We start from the raw sequence: 21,410 nt of genomic DNA on the forward strand, positions 1-21,410 counted from the left end.
TATTGGCGTTATCATTTCAGTATTTATATATAAGAAAATTTCTCGAAATCCACACCCGTAGTGAACCTTGAAAATCAAGTTCTACAAAACGAAAAGCATAATTTAATTCTTCATCTCAACCTTGTCGGCATACGATCTTCGTCTGATGCTGCAGTGGACGCTGCCTGTTAAGCATTGGGCCGCAGTGCTGCAACATCTATAATTGGCGGTTTTCTTGAAGGACTTGAAGTCGGAAGCATTGGCGGTCCAATCGCAATGATTGGTGGCGCAGCAGCGGGACGGAATATTATGGCATTATACGTCGACATCTTAACCAGTAGTAGTGCAATGCGAGGGCCAATTAAAAATGGAGGAAATAATGGCTCCGATTAAAGATTTCCGCTGGGAGTTAAGCCTTAAAAGAAGGATCATCCCCTTTCAGTCAATTAGCCAATTAGCAAGCTTTTTTTTCTATCTTTTTTCCGCTGAAATACTTATTTTTTCCCTGATAGAAATCCTCCCAGGAGATATTGAGGATAAGATATTTATCATGATTCCATCCATCCTTCTATCATTTTTCCCACTTTACGAAGTTATCCCCAAAAGCTTTATTATCGAAGGAATGAGCGCCGCTGAAATCTGCTATAAAATCGAAGGAAAACTGGATAAACTTGGATACGAAAGGTGCGAGAAGCAGACTGAATTTGTATATTTCAGTAAACTCCCAAAGATTATCTCCTGGAAAGAAAATTCAGTGAGATTAATCGACGTGAAAGATGGCTGCAAAGTTATCGCCCCCAAATTGATTTCTAAAAAAATCCATGATTTTTGTGCGGAACTTTTTTGAATTTCAACAAATGCAAACGCGAAAATCGAACTTTGACAAAAATGATGTCGTTCAAACGCCTTGCGGAGCATGCCTCAAGTGAATAGCTCAACTCCCCCTTAATCCGCTGAATTGATAACCGGCATAATGGCGTAGTATCACGTATTGAAAATATGTATCATGCATTGGAATTCAGACAATAGCTTCCCCCGCGCACCAGACAGATGGTCAGCATGGCGACCGCCTTGGGGACGTCGATTAGAGGGTGAATCCGCAGTACGACGCGCCACCTGGCAATGGCATCCATTCGACCCGATCATCGTGTCGATCCCAGGCGAGAAGTCGATGCTCCCGCCCATTTGCTTTGCACGCATGGCATCTGAAATTCAAAAAAGAATGCATTTTCAACACCTCGCGTTATTTTCCCTGATGCTATGCATGACACTAGGTTTCGCCATTGCAAGCTTTGAAACCCATGCCAGCTATTTCATCAAAGCAAGCGCTGCAATTGCATTATTTTCCACTTTTTTGATTTTTCAATACATATTTATTTTTAGAAAATTATCCAGTCTATGCGAATATTCTCGATTTTCCGCATGGTGCCATCTGCCACCGAACAAGCAAACACTTTCAATCGCCGTCATGATGATATCGATCGGCGGAATTCAGTTCTACCTACAGACGCGCGCCGGTAACATTTTCAGTCTAATTGAGCATTACGGGCTTGTTTTCCAAGATGCGCCGCGCCAACCATGGCGCTATTTCAGCGGACCATTCCTGCACTCCGGTATTGCACACTGGGCCGTCAACTTTTCTTTACTCATGATCGCAGCCGGGCTTTCTTTCTCGCTTGGCCGGGCACCGGTTATTTGGCTGACGTTCTTATCCGGGGTATTATTACCCGCATTTTTATTGACATTCCTCCCGCATTGGGTCGGCTCGGATGCATTCCTGGGCATCTCTGGCGGAGTATTTGCGTTATATGGATGGATTGCCGGCATATCGCTACGCAATCGTCGAATATTCCCTCCCGCCCTTGGGTGGCTGCTTGCCTATTTCGCACTAGTAACGATGTTGGCTTCCTCATTGCTCTCTCCTCGCACGAGTTGGTTTGCACATGCATTGGGTTGGCTGTTGGGGCTCACGATTGGCTTCTTGGAAATAGGATTCAAGCATGATCTTAAAAAACCAATACTGCCATCTTCAGAAACTAGCGCGAACTGAGGGATGAAGCCAATTGTGCAAGCAGAAGCAGGCGAATGCGGTCTGGCGTCATTGGCGATGGTGGCGTCGGCGCATGGCATGCAACTCGGCCTGCCCGAGTTACGCTGGCGTTTCCATTTGTCGCTCAAGGGTATCCGACTGAATCAGTTGATCGAGGACGTACGTTCATTGTGGTTCAGGCGCCCAGTACCTTACCAGCCGCTGGCTGGACTAGATCCGGTGTCTCTGAAATTCACGCGCAACGAACTTCAGAGCGCGCATGGATCGCTAGCTGCGGCTCTTCGCTCCAAGGCTTCATTCATAGTTGGGGATTGGCATCCAATCGATGCAGGCATGAAAGGGCTCCAGCTCGATGCTGCAGTCGCATGTGGATTCCACATTCCAGATACAGTGATCACGAACGATCCAGCTGTCGTTGCTGATTTCCGCGCAAGACAGGAAAATCTCTTAGTGAAGCACTTCACTCCACACTTTTGGTCGAGCGAGCAGAATCGAAAGTGCTGGCAGTGTGGGCCTGTGGTGATCCCACAAGATCGAAAAATCGACGATGCCAGTATCCGTGCATGCCCAGCGATCTACCAGACTTTGGTCAATAAAGCATTTGATCTTCGAATCACCGTGATTGGACATCATATTTTCTCTGCGAGAATTGTGGAGCATAATGGAACTGCGCTACTGGATTGGAGGCCAAGCTCAGTAAAGCCAGGTGAATTACGCATGGATTGGTACGACGTCGACGCACGAACACACACCTCAATCAATGCGCTGATGGAAAAGCTTGACCTGCGATATGGCTGCATCGACCTTGCGGTCGACTTGCAGGGAAACGTATTTTTCTTCGAGGTCAACACTGGCGGTCAATTTCTATTTATTGATGACCACATCCCCGAGATGAACCTCCTTGGCGAGATGGCCGGTTTACTCCTTGCCGGATCATCGGACTACCAGGCATTGCCATGGAATGTGGCAAACCTGCCTGACTTTGAGAGTAGCGATCGGTACGTCGAGTTTCGCGCTGCAACACAGCGCTTCCGACAGAACGACAGCGTGATTACCCGTGTAGACCAAGATATGGTGGACATATGAGACTTGTTAGCGCACTGGGACTAGCGTCCCTGCTCTTCATAGATTCGTGCGGGGCGGTTGATCTGAGTCAAGCAATGGATGCATGCCCCGGCGCAGCGAAGTTCATTCAAGCACAAATTTCCCGGCAGCTGGCGGCGGGGCCACCTAAGGCACCGGCGGTAACAGATGAAGCAAAGCGGCATCGCATTCTGGAGCACGAAGAGGAGGATCAGCGGCTCTACGAGCAGTTGGCATCCGGAAGCGTCAATCCAACTGCCTTTAAGGAACTGCAAGCACGGAATCTGCGCTATCTCCACAAAGAACTGGGGCATGCAGTATCCATTCCCTCTATTGACGAAGTGGGACGCGACGGGCTTGCTGCACTTTGGCTACTTATTCAACACGCTGATGGAGATGTTGAACTTCAATCAAAAGCACTAAAGAAATTTGAACCCATGGTTAAAAGTGGTGAAATAGATGCAAGCAAGTTCGCCTTGCTATCGGACAGAGTGCTTCTGGCATCGGGAAAGCCTCAACGCTTCGGTTCGCAACTACGATCGCCTACTACGGGCGAGCCGCTGGACGTAGGTAATTCCGTCGCGATCGAACGTGAACGGGATGCACTCGGGCTGATGAAGCTCGCCGACTACCGCTGTATCAGTGAGCAACTCTACAAAAATTCTCATTAATGACCGCCCCTGATTCTGTAAATTAAAGTGTGTAACTATCCCTTGACAGGCTGACGAGGAAATATGCACAATGCATTTTAATTCGGATGAGAGTTTCCCGCACGCATCATACAGATGGTCAGCATGGCCACCGCCATTGGGATGTACACGAGAGTGGGGATTCAGCAGTACGGCGTGCCATCTTGCAATGGTATCCATTTGACCCAATCATTTTGTCAATCCCTGGCGAAAATTCGATGCCCCCATTTTTTTACGGGCATGGCATCTCAAATTAAAATTGGCTAACGTTCTTATTCTTTGCATTAATTAATGAATTTTTATTGAAATCACTTACCAACTCATCAGGATCGGATGCATTCCTTGGCATTTCTAGCGGATTATTTTTATCATATTGATGGATTTTCTATATATCTCTGCGCAATCTTCAAATATTCCCACCTGTCCTCTGGTGGATGTTTGCATATTTTGTATTGGCAACGATGCAGGCTTCCTCAGTGCTCTCCCCTCGCACGAGTTGGTTTGCGCATGCATCGGGTTGGCTACTGGGGCTTGCGATTGGCTTATTGGAGATAGGATTCAAGCATGATCTTAAAAAACCAATATTGGCATCTTCAGAAACTGGAGCGATCTGAGCGATGAAAGCGATTTTGCAAGCAGAAGCGAGCGAATGCGGTCTGGCGTCATTGGCGATGGTGGCATCGGCGCATGGCATGCAACTTGGCCTGCCCGAGTTGCGGCGGCGCTTCCACTTGTCGCTCAAGGGTATCAGGCTCAACAAGTTGGTCCAGATTGCACAGACGCTGGGCTTCTCCACCCGCCCGCTGCGGCTGGACATGGAACAACTGGATCAACTCGCCCTGCCTTGCATCCTGCACTGGGATCTCAACCACTTCGTGGTACTTGCCAAGGTTGGCAAAACCAAAGCGACGATCCTCGACCCAGCCATCGGCGAGCGCAGGTTATCGCTCAGCGAAGTGTCCCAGCACTTTACCGGCGTGGCACTGGAGCTGACGCCTACTACCGAGTTCAAGCAGCACAAGGCAGCACCCTCCATTTCCGCACGCCAACTCACCGGCCCCATCCGTGGGCTGTGGAGTGCGCTGTCGCAGATCGCATTGTTGTCGATGGCGTTGCAGGTCTTCGTCATCCTGGCGCCGTTCTACACGCAATGGGTGGTGGACCAAGTGCTGGTGTCGGCGGACCGCGATTTACTCGTGGTGCTCGGCCTGGGTTTTGGGTTGGCGCTGCTGCTGCAAGTCGGCATTGGCCTGCTGCGTGGTTGGTCGGTGGTCTCTCTCTCCTCCCGGCTCGGATTGCAGTGGATGGGCAACGTGTTCGCGCACCTGCTCAAGTTGCCGCTAGATTTTTTCGAAAAACGGCACCTGGGGGACGTCACCTCGCGCATGTCCTCGGTGCAGACCATTCAACACACGCTCACCACCAGCTTTGTCGAGGCGATGATCGATGGCGTGATGGCGATGGTGACGCTGGTGTTGATGCTAGTCTATAGCTGGAAGTTGGCATTGGTGACGCTGCTGGCCGTCGCGCTCTATCTTGGCATCCGCGCAATTGCCTATCGGCCCATGCGCGACCGCACCGAACAACAATTGGTGGCCGCGGCCAAGCAACAGACGCATCTGCTCGAATCGCTGCGTGGCATGCAAAGCTTGAAAGTGGCCGGTGAAGAATCGGTGCGTCGTTCCACTTACGAAAACTTGCTCAACGACACCGTCAATCAGGACGTGAAACTGGCACGCATGTCTCTGGGCTTCAGCACAGCCAGCCAGTTGGTGTTCGGCCTGGAGCGCATCGCGGTGATCTGGATCGGCGCCAGGTTGGCACTGGACAACGTGTTTTCGGTCGGCATGCTGGTCGCTTACCTGGCCTACAAGGACCAGTTCGCCATGCGCGTGAGCGGGTTGATCGACAAATGGATCGAGTTCCGCATGCTGCGCCTGCATGGCGAGCGGCTGGCCGATATCGTGTTGACTCCGCCAGAAGACGATCACGCATTACCGCACGCGCTGCCACCCGCCGAGCCAAGCATCGAGGTGGAAGGGCTGTCGTTTCGCTACGCCGATGGCGAGCCGTGGGTGCTCAAAGACTGTCGCTTCACGATTGTGCCGGGGGAATCGGTGGCCATCATTGGCGGGTCTGGTTGCGGTAAAACGACGCTGGTCAAGCTATTGCTGGGGTTACTCACGCCCAGTGCTGGGACGATCCGCATTGGCGGGCACGACCTGCACAAACTCGGCCCGCGCAATGTGCGCGCGATGGTCGGCGCAGTGATGCAAGACGACCAGTTGTTCGCAGGCAGTATCGCCGACAACATCGGTTTCTTCGATACGGATTTCGACCTGGAACGGATCGAGGCAGCGGCGCAGTTGGCGGCGGTGCATGAGGACATCGTGGCGATGCCGATGGGCTATCACAGCCTGATCGGCGACATGGGAAGCTCCTTGTCGGGCGGCCAGAAGCAGCGGATTATTCTCGCGCGTGCGCTGTATCGGCAACCGAAGCTGCTCTTCCTCGACGAAGCCACCAGCCATCTGGATGTCACCCGCGAGCGCCTGGTCAACGAGGCGGTGAAGCACTTGCAACTGACCAAGGTGATCGTGGCGCACCGCCCTGAAACCATTGCCAGCGCCGAACGCGTCCTGGTGATGGAGCATGGACGGATCGTGCAAGAATTGAGGCCGCAACCATCGCCGGAGATGCCACGTCTTGAAGATCAGGTCTTCAGTACATGAGTACAGGCAGCAAGAGTGGAATGACCGATTTCCAAGCGCGCCCACCGCACTGAATTGTCTTGAATTTCCTTGGAACATGGAATGCACATGTATAAATTAAATGGCATTCAATATATCCTTTTCTTAGCCAGTTTAGCATTTTTAATATCTTTCAAAAAACTGATTGACTGGTGGAAATTTTATGCAATATTTGCATTGCTAGTAACAACATGGTTTTTATGTTCGAAGTTTTCCAATAAGATTAAATGGAAAAATTAGTCGCTCCTGAAAAATCATGCGCTTGCGTCAACACCTCAATCCGATGGAACAGGCGCAGCATCCTGCCACCACGCCAGCAGCGCGGCGCAATCGGCGAAGTGCAGATCGGCCAGCGCCGGCCAGGGATTCTCCGCACGCAGCAACACCGTGGCGGCCCCGGCATGGCGACCGCATTGGAGGTCGTATTCGTGATCGCCCACCATCACCATCGCCTGCGGCGCCACGCCCCAGTGTTCGGCTAACTGCAGCAGGCCGCCCGGATGCGGCTTGGGCGGGGCGTCGTCGCGGCCGAGGATGGTCACCGCGTCGAACAGATCGTGGAGTGCGATCTCTTCCAGGGTCAGTTGCGCCAGTTCGCGCGCATTGCGGGTCAGCACGGCCAGCCGACAATCGGCCTTATGCAGCGTCCGCAGCAGCATCGCGGCACCGTTGGCGGCGATCGCTTGCTGCGCCAATGCGCGCTCGTGTTCGAGCAACCAGGCATGCTTGGAGGCGCGCTGCGCTTCCGGCAATGTCGCCAGATGCTGCAGGATATCGGCCTGCAGCGGAATATCCAGGGCCCGGCGAATCGAGCTGAAATCGTGCACCGCGCGAGTCAGTGTACCGTCCATGTCGAACACCCAATGCCGCACTTGGCGCAATCTCTGTGCCTGCGGCGTGGCGGCATGCATGCGGCTCAATCCCATCCCGGCATCTGCGCGCCGTCCAGCCCACCGGTCTCGAACACCGCCGTGCGCGTCCCGCCTGCCTTCACTGGAAAGGTGATCTGCAACACCGTGGTCTTGCGCGCCAGCTTCCACAGCGCCTTGTTGTCGGTGATGAACATGGCGATGGCTTCGTCCGTCTTCGGGCGGCTCGCCGCAGCGGGACGCGGCGCGCCGGCATCGGCCTTCAATTCCACCTTGCAGCCGTTGGCGCAACGGAAATCGCCGGACTGCAACACCAGGTAGGCGCTGCGCTTCCACTCGGGATGATCGCGAAACACCAGTTGCACCGGTTTCGGTCCGCTGCCGTCCACGTCCACCTTGTCGCGGCTGTACAGCATCGCCGCGCGCTGCACGCCCTTGCCGGCCGTTACCTGCGAATACTGCCAGGCGGCCTGCATGCGCCGCAGTTCGCGCGCGGCCTCGCCTTTGGCCTTGACCTCGGCGTAGCCGGGCCGGATGCGTTCGGCGGCAGCGGAGTCGGGATACTGCTGCAGCAATGCGGCGCCGTGAATCCGCGCCAACTCCCAGTTGGCGGATGCGACGGCGGCGGCGTATTGCTTGGCCAGGTCCTCGGCGGCCTGCGCCTTGGCCTGCGCTTGAGCGGCGGCTTGCGCCTTACGTTCGGCTTCGTGGTCGCCGCAACCGGCCAGGGCAACAGCGCACAGCGCACCGAGCAGGAGACGTTTCATCGTGGGGTTCCTCGTTGGATCAGGGTTGCGATCGCCTGCGCGACGTCGTTGGGTTTTTCGACAATGGACATGTGGCCGCAGCCATCCAGCATCACCTGGATCGCCTGCGGCAGGCGCTGCGCGTACAACGCCAGCGCGCTGGCATCGATCACCGCATCCTGCATGCAGTACAGCAGCAAGACCGGCTGACGGATCAATGCGGCTTGCTCGAATGGCAGGAACGCCTCCTCGCCGCGACCGATCCGCGCGAGTACCTGCTGCTCGAAATCGGCTTCTCGGCGGCGCCAGGCGACCACCAACGGCACCGCCCATGCTGGGATGCGCGGCTTGCTGCGTTCGAGCAGGAAAGCGGTATCGATGTAACGGCGCAGCGATGCGGCATCGTGCACTGCAAACGGGTTATGACCTTCCAGCACCGTCTGGCCGAACGCGTTGTCGGCAAAACGCACGCCGGCCGCATTGAGCAAACCGACCCGGTCAAATCGCGCGGGATAAAGCACGGCAGCCAACGCGGCAATGCCGCCGCCCATCGAATGCCCAATCAGCACGCACTCGCTGCCGGCACGGCGCACGCAGTGCGCAGCGAATGCGGCGACGCGTTCGGCCTGCGCGAGGAAACCATAATCTTCGCCGGCAATGCGCTGGCTCTCCGCCCAGCCAGGCAGATCGGGGATGATCAGGTGATAGCGCGTGCCCAGCGCACGCGCCAGCGGCAGCCAGTTTTCCTTGCTGCCGGTGAAGCCGTGCAGCAGCAATAGCGTCGGCGCGGCAGGCTCGGTCGCGGCGCGTTGCAAATACGTCCAGCGATGTCCGGCGACCTGCGCCTGACGCCGATGCAACCCACTGCCGCAGCGCTGACGCAGGCCTTCCAGGCGCAGCAGCAGGAATGGCTTGTGCCGCAACAGCAGCACAACGCCCAATAACAACGCCAAGGTCACGGCGAGCACGGTGAACACACCCCACAGCAACCACGCGATCAACGCCATGGAAAAACCCGCAAGCACAAACATGACATACGTTCAGACGGCCGCGTCGGCTTCGCCAAGATGGATCGCCAGCCAAACGGTGGCGTGGTCCAGGTCGGTGAAGCTCACCCAATGCGGCGTGTGCGCCGGGATCAACAGGTCATCGCCAGGCGCAAGCGCGACCTCCTGGTCGTGCACGACCACGCGCGCGCGGCCGCTCAACACCATCACCCATTCATCGTGCGCTTGCAGGTAAGGCGTTTCCTGGGGAGTGGTTTGCCCATGCGAGACGATGCGTTCGATGCGACAGCCGGGGCGTCTGAGCAATTCGGTGAAAACTTCGCCGCCACTGGCATCCGGCAGTGGCGTCAGGAGCTTGCCAGAGGTGGTGCAGATATCGGTCATGTCAGAGCGTGCTCCTCGGCAGATGGAAGGCGGCTAGGTCGCACCTGCACTGGAGGCGCCGGGCCAGCACGACGGCCAATTCCAGGGAGCCGGATCGGCCTTGGCGAACGACGGCGATGCACGCATGGACGATGAGGACATCTGAACTGCCGAGGATATCCCGAATGCCCGGCGGCCGGGATCGCCCCCGGCGCACCGCGTGCCCACCTGCGTCTGCGAGTGCTCCCAGCTCAATGCGCGACAGGGCCGGTCTTGGCCTTGTCCAGCATCTCCTGCACCGACGTCGTGGTGATCGGGTGGTAACCTGGCCTGGCCTGGGCGAAGACTTGCTCGGCGAACGCCAGACCATCCGGGGTCTTCACCAGCTCCGCGTAGACCGGCAGGATCAGCCGGCGGCGACCGATGCGGGCGATGAACTCCCCAGCAGCCGGGCGCGCGTCGAGGTCGCCGCTGCGGATGGCCAGCGGGTACCAGCGCATCGCGATCTCGCCGTTCGGCGTGCCAGTGAAATGGTAGGCCGCGTCGAGCTGTTTGATCTGTTCAAGCGTGAGTACAGGCGGCAGGCCACTGAGGAAACGTACCCACTCCTGCGTGCTCCAGGCGTCGGTGATCTGCTTGCCCGGCAAGATGCCACTCCCGCTCCAGGCGATGCGTGCGGTATCGACCATCGTAAAATTGCGCGAACGCGCCTTCTGCGCGAAGGCGGGAATGCCCGGCTCGTCCAGCCACGCATGCAACTCCTGCGCACTCACCGCATCGGGCTTTTTGGCCAGCAGATGGGTTTTCAGATAATCGACGAATTGGTCGGTGTTGGCGCTCTGGAAGGCATGGTCATCGAACCAACCGCGCAGGAACGCATCGAACGTGTCGCGACCGAAACGCTGCTCCAGAAATTGCAGGAACCAAGCGCCTTTGACATAGGCGATCTGACTCAGCGCATCATCCGGATCGCGCTCGGTCAGCGGTGGCAGCGCCAGCAACTGGTCGGTCGGCCGCATGCCCTTCAGATCGGCCAGTAAATCGGTCTGGTCGATCTGGCGCTCCATCTCCGCCGCTTCGGCACCGTACAGCGCTTCTGTGATGCGCGCCTGCACATAGGTGGTGAATCCTTCGTTGAGCCAGATGTCCTTCCAACTGGCGTTAGTCACCAAGTTGCCGGACCAGCTATGCGCCAGTTCGTGCGCGATCAACGACACCAGCGACTTGTCGCCGACAATCACGGTCGGCGTGGCGAAGGTCAGGCGCGGATTCTCCATGCCGCCGAACGGGAACGACGGCGGCAACACCAGCATGTCGTAGCGGCCCCAGCGATACGGGCCGTACAGCGTCTCGGCGGTGACGATCATTTTTTCGGTGTCCTCGAACTCCTTGGCCGCCTTGTCGGCCATCGCCGGTTCGGCCCACACGCCCGAGCGCGCGGAGATCGGTTTGAACACCAGGTCGCCGGCGGCGATGGCCAGCAGATAGGACGGAATCGGCTGCGGCATCTTGAACGTGTAGTCGCCGTCGCGCACCGCGTTCGGATCGTTGTCGGCGCTCATCAGCACCATCACATCCGGGCGCGAAACCACATGCGCGCTGTAGGTGAAGCGCACGCTCGGGGTATCCTGCAACGGCACCCACGAGCGCGCGTGGATGGCTTGCGATTGGCTGAACATGAAGGGCAGTTTCTTGCCTTCGGTCATCGCCGGTTCCAGCCACTGCAAGCCTGAGGCAGTGGCGGAGGTGTGGTAAGCGATGGTGATTTTCTGCGGCCGGTTCGGCGCTTCGATCGTCAGCTTGCTGCCGTAGATCGCGTTGACCGGCGCCAGCGTGTACTGCAGCGGCGCCAGGTGGCCCTTGCCATCGTCGGCCTGTACCTTCTCGATGGTCAGCTCACGGGTGTCCAAGACCAATTGCTTGGCGTTGCGATCCTTCCAGTCCAAGGTATAGGTCGCGGTGCCACCGATCTGCTTGTGGTCGAAATCCAGCTTGAGATCCAGCGCCAGATCCTTGATGACGACCTTGGACGGCTCGGCGTACGAGGTCTCGTCGTGACTACGATCCACGCGCGGTGCGGCAGCAGGCGTTGCGGGAGCCGCGGCGACAGGAGCCTGTTCATTGGAACAGCCCGCCATGCCGAGCGCGACAGTCAAGGTCAACAACAAGGGTGATCGCATACAGGCCAACGCATCGGGCAAAACCCGATTCTAACCCAGCCTCGCCCGCACGCCCTACGGTACCCGATTGGCGCAGGCCACCGCGTTACGTCGATAACTCCTGTGCTTGCCAGCTTGCCGGCAACGCCAGCAAATCCCGCTCCTGCCACTGCGCATGTTCAAGATATTCCTCGGCAATGCCGCGAATCAGGCGCTGTTTCATTTCATCACGCATGGACAGCAGGTCGGCGACCGGCAAGCTCCAGTGTCGCGCGAAACGGATCGCATACCGATACCCATCGACATCCTCGAGGATCGGGCGCAGCGCAGGATCGGGCCATAGCGCCACCAGTTCTTCCAGCAGCGAGGGGTGTTCCTGGTGCGTGCGCAGCATCTGCTCGACGCGGCGCAGCGCTCTATCGAGGAACGCCGCAGGATCGCCCAGGCGTAATCTGCGCGAATGCCACTGCCAACCGCTCGCCCAGTACGGGTCGGCGATCATCCGATTGATCAGCGAAATCGACCCGCCCTCCAGAATCACGCCACCAGCAGCGCTGTGCCGGCCGACCATGTCCTTGAGCAAGGCGTGCGCCTCATCCGCTGCGATGATGCCCTCGCGCACCGCGCGCGAGGCGAGATAAATCCTGCGGGTGCCGCGCAGTTCTGACGACAGCGGACGTCCGCTGCCGGTGGCCAGTTCTGGATAGCACTGAATGCGATCCAGCGCGATGACCGGCCATCCACTTTGCTCGGCCAACGCCACGGCGAGCGCGGTCTTGCCGCTGCAGGTTGGCCCCCAGATCAAATACAGCGCACCATTCATGGCTTCCCGACCCCTTCCAGGCATGGCCTCTGCGCAAGCGCATCGCCCGACCGCGCACGTGTGTGCATATAGTTGGCGATCAAGCTGGCCGCATGCTCACTGATTCCCGTCCTCCAACCCGAGGACAGCATCAGACCACTGCGTTGCTCCTCGGCGTGCATATAAGGTGTTTCCCATTCGATCCGGACAGCAGCGCAGGTGCACTCTTCAAGCGCCTGACCCAGCGCTCCCCCTTCGCACCGATAAAGAAGACAGGTCCGCAAGCCTTGCCGGACTAGCGCATTGAAGCGCTCGGCTTGCGCAATGAAAACGTCTCCCGCCACCAACGGCATGGACGAATAAAGGCAGACGATATCGTGGGGACGGAAGCACGGATCAGATTGCGCATCGACATCGCATATCAAAAAAAACCGCTTGCCGCTGGCAAGGCTGAACTTCCGCAGGCCGGGCTGCGGCATATCCAGCATCAACGGTGTTAACTGGCCGCACAGGACGGTGAATTCGAAATCTTCGAAACCGAGGACATCCATGAGCGCAAGCCATTCGAAGGTATCGCAGCTACCGCACGCAGGAGAAATCGCCATTCGTCACCCACCATCTCGATGAATATAGGCAGAAGAAACGTATTGCGGCACGCCTCAGCCATAATTGCTTGAAAACATGCCGAAGGCGCGAATTTTCAAAAATGATGTGCTTCAAAATCATAGAACCGACTCACAATCTCGCGACAACCTCCATATTCCTTATGAATTTACCGATTGCGCATAAATTATCCAGACAATGCACCATTCGTCGATCCGATGCAAACTCAGAAACATTAAAAATTCACGTAGCGATGCGAGAGACGGCCAAACGTAGGTCAACGCATCCGCAAAGACTCAAACGGTGGAGCCGAGTTCGGCGGCCTAGCACAATGCGCTGCACGCCTTCTGGATGCACAACTGCTCACGCGGATGCCACAGCGACGCAACGCATCCGCTACCAGATAACTGACAGCCTCAGATCTTGTAGCCGGAATGAATCGCCACGATTCCGCCAGTCAGATTTTTATAGTGACTGCGGGCAAAGCCGGCCTCTTCCATCATCGCTCTCAGCGGTTCCTGGGGCGGATGCTTGCGAATACTTTCCGCCAGGTACTGGTAGCTCTCGGCATCCTTGGCGAACAACTTGCCTAGCCGCGGCAGCACCTTGAATGAATGGAAGTCGTAGAGCGGCTTGAACCAGTCGACGGTGACCTCGGAAAATTCCAGCACCCGCGCTTGTCCGCCAACCTTGAGGACACGGTACATCTCGCGTAACGCCGCGTCCTTGTCGGTCACGTTGCGCAGACCGAAGGCGATGGTGACCAGATCGAAGCACTGATCCGGGAACGGCAGCGCCTCGGCATTGCATTGCACATAATCCAGGCCAGCCACCAGGCCACGGTTGGTAAGCCGGTCACGACCCACCGACAACATGCCGGCGTTGATGTCGCCTAGCACCACCGCACCGTCGCTGCCGACGCGCTCCTTGAGCAGCGCGGCGATATCGCCAGTGCCACCAGCCAGATCGAGGACGCGGTCGCCCGGTTTGACCTGGGCAGTAGCCACGAAATAGCGCTTCCACACCCGATGAATGCCCAGACTCATCAGATCGTTCATCAGATCGTAATTACCGGCGACCGAAGTGAACACGTCGCCGACCAGCTTTTGCTTGTCCTTGGCGGCAACGTCGCGGAAACCGAAATGGGTCGTACCAGTCGTGTAAGGAGATTCGCTCATGCCGAGATTATCGCACTGCCAGCCGTTATGTGGTGGTAGTGGCGCGGGCACGATCCGCACCTCGGCGATCCAGCGGATGTGAGACGGACCACACTGGCGCACTTGCCGACACTGGGATTCCTGACCATTCAGGACGTCATGTGATGCAAACCTATAGTCCGATTTGCGTGATGGAACACGAGCCCTGTGGATGATCGCCATCACGCCTGTACGACCGCTGCGCGTCGTACCGCTGAACATCGCCCAAACCGCCTCTCACTTTGCAATGCCCGAGCGCGGCAAGCACCGACGCAGACACACGAGATTCATCCGTAGGCAATCCCGGCATGATCGAATGGGTTTCACTGTACACGCTTGGAGATCCAAGATGTCCACCCACCTACCATTGTGTTTATTCATCGGCATGACCCTCGCTACAAGCAGTTGCGATGCGCTGGCGGCGAGCAAACGCGACGCCTGGGTCGTGCAGGAGATTTACAACGACAACCACCCCTATGCTGCGCAACACGGCGAACTGGATACCAAGATGGCGAAGATGGCAGGCAGCGCCTACGCCTTCTACCGCGGCACCGACACCATCTTCTATCACGACATGAAGCGCTTGCCGTGTTCGCCCTGGACCTCCCCGCAGACTGGCTACACCTGGCTCAGCGGCGATGCCCACATCAACAACTTCGATGCCGCACGCGACAGCAACGGCGTGGCCGTCTTCAAGGTCTCCGACTTCGACGAAGGTCATCTCGGCCAATACATCTGGGACCTGCGCCGGCTGGCGGCGAGCATGGTGCTGGCCGGGCGCGACAACGGCTTGTCCGACAGCGACATCGGCGATGCGATCGACACCATGGTCGGCGCCTACATGGACAAAATGCGCCAGTTCAGTCGCAGCGATGCGGAAAAGACCTTTCAGTTGACCAAGGACAACACCAGCGGCGCCGTCGCCAAGATCATCGAAAAGGCCGATGGCAAGAGCCGCGATAAATTACTGTCCAAGTACACCGAGGTCAGCGGCGGCAAGCGCACGTTCCAGACCCTGAAAGATCTGGTCGCCGTGGACAATGCCACCGTTGCGGGAGTCGCAGCGGCGATGCATGGCTACATCGACTCGATCGCCGTCTCCAAACGTTATCCATCCAGCTACTACACGATCAAGGACGTGCATCAGAAGCTGGGGTCTGGCGTCGGCAGCCTGGGCCGACTGCGTCTGTACGTGCTGATCGAAGGCCCCACGACGTCCACCGACGATGATGTGATCCTGGAATGGAAGCAGGAAGCAACCAGTGCGGTGGCGATCGCCACGCCGCCATGGCAGATGCCCGCCTTCACCTATGGCAACAACGAAGGCGCGCGCGTGGCGCTTACCGCCAAAGCACAGACCATCGCTGCCGATGTGTTAATCGGCTACACCCGGGTCAACGGCACCCCGTTCTACGTGCATGAAAAATCGCCGTTCCAGGAAGACTTCGACCCGAGCGTGCTGAACAGCGCCGACACGCTCGTCACCGCAGCGACCTATGTGGGCCAGGCACTAGCCTCGGCGCACGCGCTGGCCGACCGGGACTACAACCCATGGGTGGCGCCATACAGCATCGACAAGCAAATCGACAAAGCCGTGACCAGCACAAGCGGACTGAAGTGGGAGCTGCGCCGGTTCGCATTCGATTATGCCGCACAGGTGCAAATGGATTGGCAATCCTTCGTGGCCGCGTACAAGGCAGGGACACCGCTGTACTGATTCCGCACCTGCACGGCGGTGTCGCGATGCAAACGCCTGGGATCGGCGAGATGCATCGCAATCGGATCTGCCCGCACTGCCCGACAGCGGGCAGCATCGCACACAGTCGCAACAGGCGTTCTTGCGACTGTGTGCCGCGGCTTCGGCCACGACGCGCTTACAGGATGTACCGACTCAGATCCGGGTCTTGCACCAGTTCGCTCAGGCGTGCGTCGACATAGCCGGCATCCACGGTGACACTCTCGCCGTCGCGGTCGGGCGCTTCATAGCTCAGGCTGTCGAGCAGGCGCTCGAGTACGGTATGCAAACGCCGCGCACCGATGTTCTCCTGACGCTCGTTAACCAGGAACGCGATTTCGGCAAGACGGACGATCGCATCGTCGCTGAAGCTCAGGCTCACGCCCTCGGTCAGCAACAAGGCCTCGTATTGCTTGATCAGCGCCGCCTTAGGCTCGGTGAGGATGCGAATGAAATCGTCCTTGGACAACGCCGACAACTCCACCCGGATCGGGAAACGGCCTTGCAGTTCCGGAATCAAATCGCTGGGCTTGGCCAGATGGAACGCACCAGAAGCGATGAACAGGATGTGGTCGGTCCTGACCGTGCCGTACTTGGTGCTGACGTTGGAGCCTTCCACCAGCGGCAGCAGATCGCGCTGCACTCCCTCGCGCGAGACGTCGCCGCCGGACGCGCCAGCTTCGCCGCGCTTGGCAACCTTGTCGATCTCGTCGATAAACACGATGCCATGCTGCTCACAGGCATCGATCGCAGCGGCACGCACATCGTCCTCGTTGACCAGCTTGCCGGCTTCTTCCTCGATCAGCAGCGGCCGCGCGGCCTTGATGGTGAGCCTGCGCGACTGCGACTTGCCGCCGCCGAGGTTGGAAAACATGTGCCGCAACTGCTGCCCCATCTCCTCCATACCCGGCGGGGTCATGATGTCCATGCTGACATTGATCGGCACGTCCAGTTCGATCTCGCGCTCGTCCAGTTCTCCGGCGTGCAACATGCGCCGGAACTTGCTGCGCGTGTCGCTGTCCTGCGCCGAAGGCTCCTGGCGCACAGCGTCCGGATCGAAGCCGATGCCGACGCTGCGCCGCGGCAACAGCGCATCCAGGATGCGTTCTTCGGCACGTTCCTCCGCCTGGGTACGCACGCGGGTCTTGGCCTGCTCGCGATACAGTTTGACTGCGGTATCGGCCAGATCGCGCACGATCTGCTCCACGTCCTTGCCCACGTAGCCAACTTCGGTGAAGCGCGTCGCCTCGACCTTGACGAACGGCGCATTGGCCAACGTCGCCAGACGCCGCGCGATCTCGGTCTTGCCGACGCCGGTGGGGCCGATCATCAAGATATTCTTGGGCATCACTTCATCGCGCATCGCGTCGGGTAACTGCATGCGCCGCCAACGGTTGCGCAGCGCGATCGCCACCGCGCGCTTGGCGTCGTGCTGACCGACGATGTGGCGGTCCAACTCCTGCACGATCTCGCGCGGGGTCATGGTGGCGGAGGAGGATTCGATCTTGTGCGACATGGATATACTCACGAATGACGTTGGATTATCGGCACTGACGACCGACGCACGCGACTCACCACGCCCCGCGCACGACGTGCAGCCGATCGATGCAAGAGGAAGCGGTTGCAAGGATGCTGCGCACGCCGCAGCACTGATCGGATGGCATCGAGGCAAACACGATGGCGCATGCCGCTCACAGTTCTTCGACTACCACGTTGCGGTTGGTATAGATGCAGATGTCGCCGGCGATGTTCAACGCCTCGACCGCGATAGTTCTGGCGTCAAGACTAGTATGACCGAGCAGCGCGCGCGCGGCCGACAGGGCATAGGAACCGCCGGAGCCAATGGCAATGATGCCGTCCTCCGGCTCGATCACATCGCCAGTGCCGCCGATGATCAGCGAGGTTTCCTGATCGGCCACCGCCAGCAACGCCTCGAGCTTGCCCAAGCGGCGCTCGGTGCGCCAGTCCTTCGCCAGCTCCACCGCCGCGCGAGTCAGTTGGCCGTACTTTTCCAGCTTGGCCTCGAACAGTTCGAACAAGGTGAAGGCATCGGCGGCCGCGCCGGCGAAACCGGCCAGCACCTGGCCGTCGCGACCGAGCCGGCGCACCTTGCGCGCATTGCCTTTCATCACAGTATGGCCCAACGTCACCTGACCGTCGCCAGCGACGGCGACACGGCCGTCGCGGCGTACCGACAGAATCGTGGTGGCGTGGAAAACGTGAGGATTCTGACTGGGATCCATGCGGCCTCCGAAAGGGTTTTTGAGGTGTGGGGGCGGGCGGCGCCGGGTTCAAGCGCTGCAGCCGATGTCGGCATGTCCGCGCGGCTGCAATGCGCCTCCACGACACTGCCCACGCTGGCTCACGCCACGCCCTCGGCCACGACTGCGCGTACAACGCATCGTGTAGCGCATGAGCACACACTCGCGACAGCGAGGCCGTCACCAATGTCGCGCAGCAACGCGAAGGAATCGACAACAACCACCGCCTTGCACAATGCCATCGCTGCGGCGCTGCTGCGTACTATCGCAGCGTACTCCATGACACGCTTACGCCACGGTAGCGATACCACAAGCTCAGCGCTCAGGACTTGCGTTTGGCGCGCGGATGCGCGGCATCGTAGACCTTGGCCAAGTGCTGGAAATCCAGATGGGTGTAGATCTGCGTGGTGGCGATATCGGCATGGCCGAGTAATTCCTGCACCCCACGCAAGTCACCGGAGGATTCGAGAATATGGCTGGCAAAACTGTGCCGCAGCATGTGCGGATGCACGTGCTTGAACAGCCCCTGGCGGGCCGCCAACTGCTTGATCCGAATCTGCACCGCGCGCGCGCCGATCGGCACCCCGCCACGGCCAGGAAATACCGGCGCGGCGGCATCGGCGCAGTGCTCCTCACGCCATTCCGACAGCGCCTTGCGCGCATGCGAGCCGATCGGCACCAGGCGTTGTTTACCCCCCTTGCCATGCACGCTGACCAGGCCGCTGGCGGCATCCAGGTCACGCCAACGCAACGCGCACAGTTCGCTCAGGCGCAAACCGGAGGAATAGAACAATTCCAGCAGGGCACGATCGCGCAAGCCCAGTGGCACGTCGGTGGGAACTTCGACCAGGCGCACCGCCTCGTCGGCATCGAGTACCTGCGGCAATTTGCGCGGCGCCTTCGGTGCACGCAACGCCGCGGCAGGACTCGCCTCGATATGACCGTGCTTGAGCAGCCAGACATAAAAACTGCGGCAGGCCGACAGGCGCCGCTGCAGGCTCTTCGGCGACAATCCGCGGCGATGCTCGGCGGCGATGAACTGGCGAAGTTGCTCGGCACCGAGCGCCGCCGGCTCACCCAACAGGTTATCCGCCGCCCACGTGGTCAGCGCCGCCAGATCGCGGCGGTATGCATCAAGGGTATGGGCGGACATCCGACGCTCGACCCGGAGATAGGCAAGGAACTCGGAGACCCGACACGTCGCGGAAGACACGGCACTACCAGCCGTCGCATCGGCAACCGCGCCAGGGCGGCTTGCACGCTTTCCGCGTTTGGCGTCTGTCGCCGCCACCTTCATCGTTGCAGCGCCACCACCAGCGCCTCGCCCATCATGCGTAGGAACAATGTCCCCATGCCGGGATAGAAACGGTTGGGATCGCGGCTACCGACCGCGATCAGGCCCAGGCCAGGCAGCGGCAGCAATGCGGTGGATTGCACGGTATCGATCCGCTCGGCGTACAGCAACGCCTGTTTTTCCGGTTGCAGGCGTCCACAGATCGGTTCGCCATCCTTCAGGCAATCGCGGAACGGCGCCAGCCGCGGATCGTCCTGCGCCACGATCTGCAACCAGGGCGCCTGCTCCAAACCGGGCAACGGCTGCAGCAGCACAATGCTGACCAAGTCGCCGTGGAAATCTTCCTGCAACGACGCCGCCATCGCGCGGACGCTATCGGCGGCGCTGCCTTGCCGCATCAGCGCCAGGGTCAACTGATGCGTACGCACGGCCAGACGTTCGTTGACCTGCGCGTTGGCCGCCAATTCGGCCAGGCGTCGCGACAATTCGCGATTTTTGTCGCGCAGCACTTCCAGTTGGTAACTCGCCAACGACGCAGTCGGGCCATCATCGCGCGGCACCACCAGGGTCAGCGCCAGATCGGGAAACTGCTTCAGAAAGCCCGGATGACGGCGCAACCATGCCGCGACCTCGTGCGCACCGATCTTGTCCAGACTCTCGCTCATTGAATCCACTCTCCATCGAAAACAAACGCGGCCGGCCCGGACATCACCAGCGGCGCGGCAGCGTGCGGCCATTGCACGCGCAACTCGCCGCCGGGCAAGACCACGCGCACATCGCGATCCACACGACCGCGTTGCATCAACACCGCCGCCGCGGCACAGGCACCGCTGCCACAAGCCAGGGTTTCGCCGACACCGCGTTCGTACACGCGCAGGCGCAGGCGATCACGATCGATCACTTGCACGAAACCGACATTGACCGAGTCCGGAAACGAGGCATGCTGCTGCAGCAGCGGACCCAGCCGTTCGACGGGCGCGGCATCGACCAAGCCCACTTCCAGTACCGCGTGCGGATTCCCCATCGACACCGCGCCGAAACGCACGCTCTCGCCGTGCATCGGCAGCAGATATTCGTCCAGCGCATCCGGAAAACCGATCAGAGGCACGTCTTCCGGGGCAAAGCGTGGCACTCCCATCGCCACGGCGAACTGGTCATCGTCGCAGCGTTCGATACGGTGCGCTCCGGCGGGACTTTCGATGACGAAACGATCGCCACTGGCGCTGCCATCGCGCACCAACCACGCGGCGACGCAACGCGCACCATTGCCGCACTGCCCAGCGGCGCTGCCATCGGTGTTCCAGATGCGATAGCTGGCCAGTGCCGCCGCATTGCGCGCGGGCTCGATCGTCAGGATTTGGTCGCAGCCGATACCGAAGTGGCGATCGGCCAGACGCACCGCCAACGCGGCATCCGGCGGGGAACTACCATCGCGCAAATCGAGCACCACGAAATCATTGCCCGCACCCTGCATCTTGGTGAAGCGCAGGCGCGCGCCGCGACTGGCCTCACCCTTTTCCATCGGCGGGGGTAGTCGGTTGCGACGGTTGACCGTCGGTCGGCGTGGACGGGGTGGCGGGATCGGAGCTGGCCGGCGGCGTTGCCTCGGGCGTGCTGGCCGGCGCGACCTCCACCGGCACCGGTTTCTGCGGCATCACCAGCGGCCCCTTGTTGCCGCATCCGGTCAGCGCGAACAGCACGGCAGCGGCCAGGACGATACGGATCGAATAAGAGGACGGGGTGCTCATGTGCCGAGTATAGCCACACTGGCATGAATCTGGCTTTGCCACCTCTTCCACCTCGCGCGCGGGAGCGACCACGCCA

19 protein-coding genes and 1 pseudogene are annotated in these 21,410 nt (G+C 59.2%); 6 read left to right on the top strand and 14 right to left on the bottom strand.

The window, feature by feature from the left end; genetic code table 11:
- Window positions 1-358: 358 nt before the first annotated feature.
- The 5 genes and pseudogenes from XaFJ1_RS12450 to XaFJ1_RS12470 all read left to right on the top strand — a co-directional run bounded on the left by XaFJ1_RS12450 (window position 359) and on the right by XaFJ1_RS12470 (window position 6,533).
- Window positions 359-826, top strand: a complete 468-nt coding sequence (locus XaFJ1_RS12450; protein WP_155393144.1) for a hypothetical protein — start codon at window positions 359-361, stop codon at window positions 824-826.
- 300 nt (window positions 827-1,126) lie between these two features.
- Window positions 1,127-2,029 carry a rhomboid family intramembrane serine protease gene (locus XaFJ1_RS12455; protein ID WP_012917033.1) on the top strand — a complete coding sequence of 301 codons (903 nt, stop codon included), beginning with the start codon at window positions 1,127-1,129 and terminating at the stop codon, window positions 2,027-2,029.
- Window positions 2,030-2,032: 3 nt separating this feature from the next.
- Window positions 2,033-2,257, top strand: a pseudogene (locus XaFJ1_RS16575) (cysteine peptidase family C39 domain-containing protein); the annotation flags it as partial.
- Between the two features lie 932 nt (window positions 2,258-3,189).
- Window positions 3,190-3,783, top strand: coding sequence for a DUF6624 domain-containing protein (locus XaFJ1_RS12465; protein ID WP_155393145.1), 594 nt, complete (start codon window positions 3,190-3,192; stop codon window positions 3,781-3,783).
- 635 nt (window positions 3,784-4,418) lie between these two features.
- The gene (locus XaFJ1_RS12470; RefSeq protein WP_012917037.1) at window positions 4,419-6,533 is read left to right on the top strand and encodes a peptidase domain-containing ABC transporter; all 2,115 of its coding nucleotides are present in this window, start codon (window positions 4,419-4,421) and stop codon (window positions 6,531-6,533) included.
- A gap of 293 nt (window positions 6,534-6,826) precedes the next feature.
- Here the strand turns inward: XaFJ1_RS12470 and XaFJ1_RS12475 are convergent, their stop codons facing one another.
- The 8 genes from XaFJ1_RS12475 to ubiE form a co-directional block, all read right to left on the bottom strand.
- Window positions 6,827-7,462 (bottom strand): HAD family hydrolase, encoded by a 636-nt coding sequence (locus tag XaFJ1_RS12475; RefSeq protein ID WP_012917038.1) that lies wholly within the window; start codon window positions 7,460-7,462, stop codon window positions 6,827-6,829.
- A 5-nt stretch (window positions 7,463-7,467) separates the two neighbouring features.
- Window positions 7,468-8,187, bottom strand: a complete 720-nt coding sequence (locus XaFJ1_RS12480) for a hypothetical protein (protein ID WP_012917039.1) — start codon at window positions 8,185-8,187, stop codon at window positions 7,468-7,470.
- Window positions 8,184-9,173, bottom strand: coding sequence for an alpha/beta fold hydrolase (locus XaFJ1_RS12485; protein ID WP_012917040.1), 990 nt, complete (start codon window positions 9,171-9,173; stop codon window positions 8,184-8,186). Before XaFJ1_RS12485 ends, XaFJ1_RS12480 begins: the two co-directional genes overlap by 4 nt.
- A 33-nt stretch (window positions 9,174-9,206) precedes the next feature.
- Window positions 9,207-9,557, bottom strand: a complete 351-nt coding sequence (locus tag XaFJ1_RS12490; protein WP_012917041.1) for a cupin domain-containing protein — start codon at window positions 9,555-9,557, stop codon at window positions 9,207-9,209.
- A 230-nt stretch (window positions 9,558-9,787) separates the two neighbouring features.
- Window positions 9,788-11,716 carry a M1 family metallopeptidase gene (locus tag XaFJ1_RS12495; RefSeq protein ID WP_045757001.1) on the bottom strand — a complete coding sequence of 643 codons (1,929 nt, stop codon included), beginning with the start codon at window positions 11,714-11,716 and terminating at the stop codon, window positions 9,788-9,790.
- 85 nt (window positions 11,717-11,801) lie between these two features.
- A complete protein-coding gene (locus tag XaFJ1_RS12500) occupies window positions 11,802-12,518 on the bottom strand; it encodes an isopentenyl transferase family protein (RefSeq protein WP_012917043.1) in 717 nt (238 codons plus the stop codon).
- Window positions 12,515-13,102, bottom strand: a complete 588-nt coding sequence (locus XaFJ1_RS12505; protein ID WP_012917044.1) for a hypothetical protein — start codon at window positions 13,100-13,102, stop codon at window positions 12,515-12,517. Before XaFJ1_RS12505 ends, XaFJ1_RS12500 begins: the two co-directional genes overlap by 4 nt.
- A 414-nt stretch (window positions 13,103-13,516) precedes the next feature.
- Window positions 13,517-14,278, bottom strand: coding sequence for a bifunctional demethylmenaquinone methyltransferase/2-methoxy-6-polyprenyl-1,4-benzoquinol methylase UbiE (gene ubiE / locus XaFJ1_RS12510; protein WP_045757392.1), 762 nt, complete (start codon window positions 14,276-14,278; stop codon window positions 13,517-13,519).
- A gap of 367 nt (window positions 14,279-14,645) precedes the next feature.
- On the opposite strand from ubiE, the gene XaFJ1_RS12515 reads away from it, so the two are divergent.
- On the top strand, window positions 14,646-16,013 hold the full coding sequence (locus tag XaFJ1_RS12515) for a DUF2252 domain-containing protein (protein WP_012917046.1): 1,368 nt from the start codon (window positions 14,646-14,648) through the stop codon (window positions 16,011-16,013).
- 157 nt (window positions 16,014-16,170) lie between these two features.
- Here the strand turns inward: XaFJ1_RS12515 and hslU are convergent, their stop codons facing one another.
- The 6 genes from hslU to lptM form a co-directional block, all read right to left on the bottom strand.
- The gene (gene hslU, locus XaFJ1_RS12520) at window positions 16,171-17,547 is read right to left on the bottom strand and encodes an ATP-dependent protease ATPase subunit HslU (RefSeq protein WP_012917047.1); all 1,377 of its coding nucleotides are present in this window, start codon (window positions 17,545-17,547) and stop codon (window positions 16,171-16,173) included.
- 175 nt (window positions 17,548-17,722) lie between these two features.
- Window positions 17,723-18,274, bottom strand: coding sequence for an ATP-dependent protease subunit HslV (gene hslV, locus XaFJ1_RS12525; RefSeq protein WP_012917048.1), 552 nt, complete (start codon window positions 18,272-18,274; stop codon window positions 17,723-17,725).
- Between the two features lie 340 nt (window positions 18,275-18,614).
- The gene (gene xerC, locus XaFJ1_RS12530; RefSeq protein ID WP_045757002.1) at window positions 18,615-19,445 is read right to left on the bottom strand and encodes a tyrosine recombinase XerC; all 831 of its coding nucleotides are present in this window, start codon (window positions 19,443-19,445) and stop codon (window positions 18,615-18,617) included.
- Between the two features lie 140 nt (window positions 19,446-19,585).
- Complete coding sequence (locus XaFJ1_RS12535; protein WP_012917050.1) at window positions 19,586-20,251, bottom strand: DUF484 family protein; 666 nt, start codon at window positions 20,249-20,251, stop codon at window positions 19,586-19,588.
- The gene (dapF, locus tag XaFJ1_RS12540) at window positions 20,248-21,108 is read right to left on the bottom strand and encodes a diaminopimelate epimerase (protein ID WP_012917051.1); all 861 of its coding nucleotides are present in this window, start codon (window positions 21,106-21,108) and stop codon (window positions 20,248-20,250) included. Before dapF ends, XaFJ1_RS12535 begins: the two co-directional genes overlap by 4 nt.
- On the bottom strand, window positions 21,095-21,334 hold the full coding sequence (gene lptM / locus XaFJ1_RS12545; protein ID WP_045757003.1) for an LPS translocon maturation chaperone LptM: 240 nt from the start codon (window positions 21,332-21,334) through the stop codon (window positions 21,095-21,097). Before lptM ends, dapF begins: the two co-directional genes overlap by 14 nt.
- Window positions 21,335-21,410 lie beyond the last annotated feature (76 nt).

The organism is Xanthomonas albilineans (genome assembly GCF_009931595.1).
GTDB lineage: Bacteria > Pseudomonadota > Gammaproteobacteria > Xanthomonadales > Xanthomonadaceae > Xanthomonas_A > Xanthomonas_A albilineans.

Bases quoted from the DNA above. Each gene is read 5' to 3' on its own strand.
- hslV (WP_012917048.1), bottom strand. From the start codon at position 18,274: ATGGATCCCAGTCAGAATCCTCACGTTTTCCACGCCACCACGATTCTG.
- XaFJ1_RS12480 (WP_012917039.1), bottom strand. From the start codon at position 8,187: ATGAAACGTCTCCTGCTCGGTGCGCTGTGCGCTGTTGCCCTGGCCGGT.
- XaFJ1_RS12470 (WP_012917037.1), top strand. From the start codon at position 4,419: ATGAAAGCGATTTTGCAAGCAGAAGCGAGCGAATGCGGTCTGGCGTCA.
- XaFJ1_RS12475 (WP_012917038.1), bottom strand. From the start codon at position 7,462: ATGCATGCCGCCACGCCGCAGGCACAGAGATTGCGCCAAGTGCGGCAT.
- XaFJ1_RS12515 (WP_012917046.1), top strand. From the start codon at position 14,646: ATGTCCACCCACCTACCATTGTGTTTATTCATCGGCATGACCCTCGCT.
- XaFJ1_RS12465 (WP_155393145.1), top strand. From the start codon at position 3,190: ATGGATGCATGCCCCGGCGCAGCGAAGTTCATTCAAGCACAAATTTCC.
- XaFJ1_RS12490 (WP_012917041.1), bottom strand. From the start codon at position 9,557: ATGACCGATATCTGCACCACCTCTGGCAAGCTCCTGACGCCACTGCCG.
- ubiE (WP_045757392.1), bottom strand. From the start codon at position 14,278: ATGAGCGAATCTCCTTACACGACTGGTACGACCCATTTCGGTTTCCGC.
- lptM (WP_045757003.1), bottom strand. From the start codon at position 21,334: ATGAGCACCCCGTCCTCTTATTCGATCCGTATCGTCCTGGCCGCTGCC.
- xerC (WP_045757002.1), bottom strand. From the start codon at position 19,445: ATGTCCGCCCATACCCTTGATGCATACCGCCGCGATCTGGCGGCGCTG.
- XaFJ1_RS12450 (WP_155393144.1), top strand. From the start codon at position 359: ATGGCTCCGATTAAAGATTTCCGCTGGGAGTTAAGCCTTAAAAGAAGG.
- hslU (WP_012917047.1), bottom strand. From the start codon at position 17,547: ATGTCGCACAAGATCGAATCCTCCTCCGCCACCATGACCCCGCGCGAG.
- XaFJ1_RS12500 (WP_012917043.1), bottom strand. From the start codon at position 12,518: ATGAATGGTGCGCTGTATTTGATCTGGGGGCCAACCTGCAGCGGCAAG.
- XaFJ1_RS12535 (WP_012917050.1), bottom strand. From the start codon at position 20,251: ATGAGCGAGAGTCTGGACAAGATCGGTGCGCACGAGGTCGCGGCATGG.
- XaFJ1_RS12505 (WP_012917044.1), bottom strand. From the start codon at position 13,102: ATGGCGATTTCTCCTGCGTGCGGTAGCTGCGATACCTTCGAATGGCTT.
- XaFJ1_RS12495 (WP_045757001.1), bottom strand. From the start codon at position 11,716: ATGCGATCACCCTTGTTGTTGACCTTGACTGTCGCGCTCGGCATGGCG.
- dapF (WP_012917051.1), bottom strand. From the start codon at position 21,108: ATGGAAAAGGGTGAGGCCAGTCGCGGCGCGCGCCTGCGCTTCACCAAG.
- XaFJ1_RS12485 (WP_012917040.1), bottom strand. From the start codon at position 9,173: ATGGCGTTGATCGCGTGGTTGCTGTGGGGTGTGTTCACCGTGCTCGCC.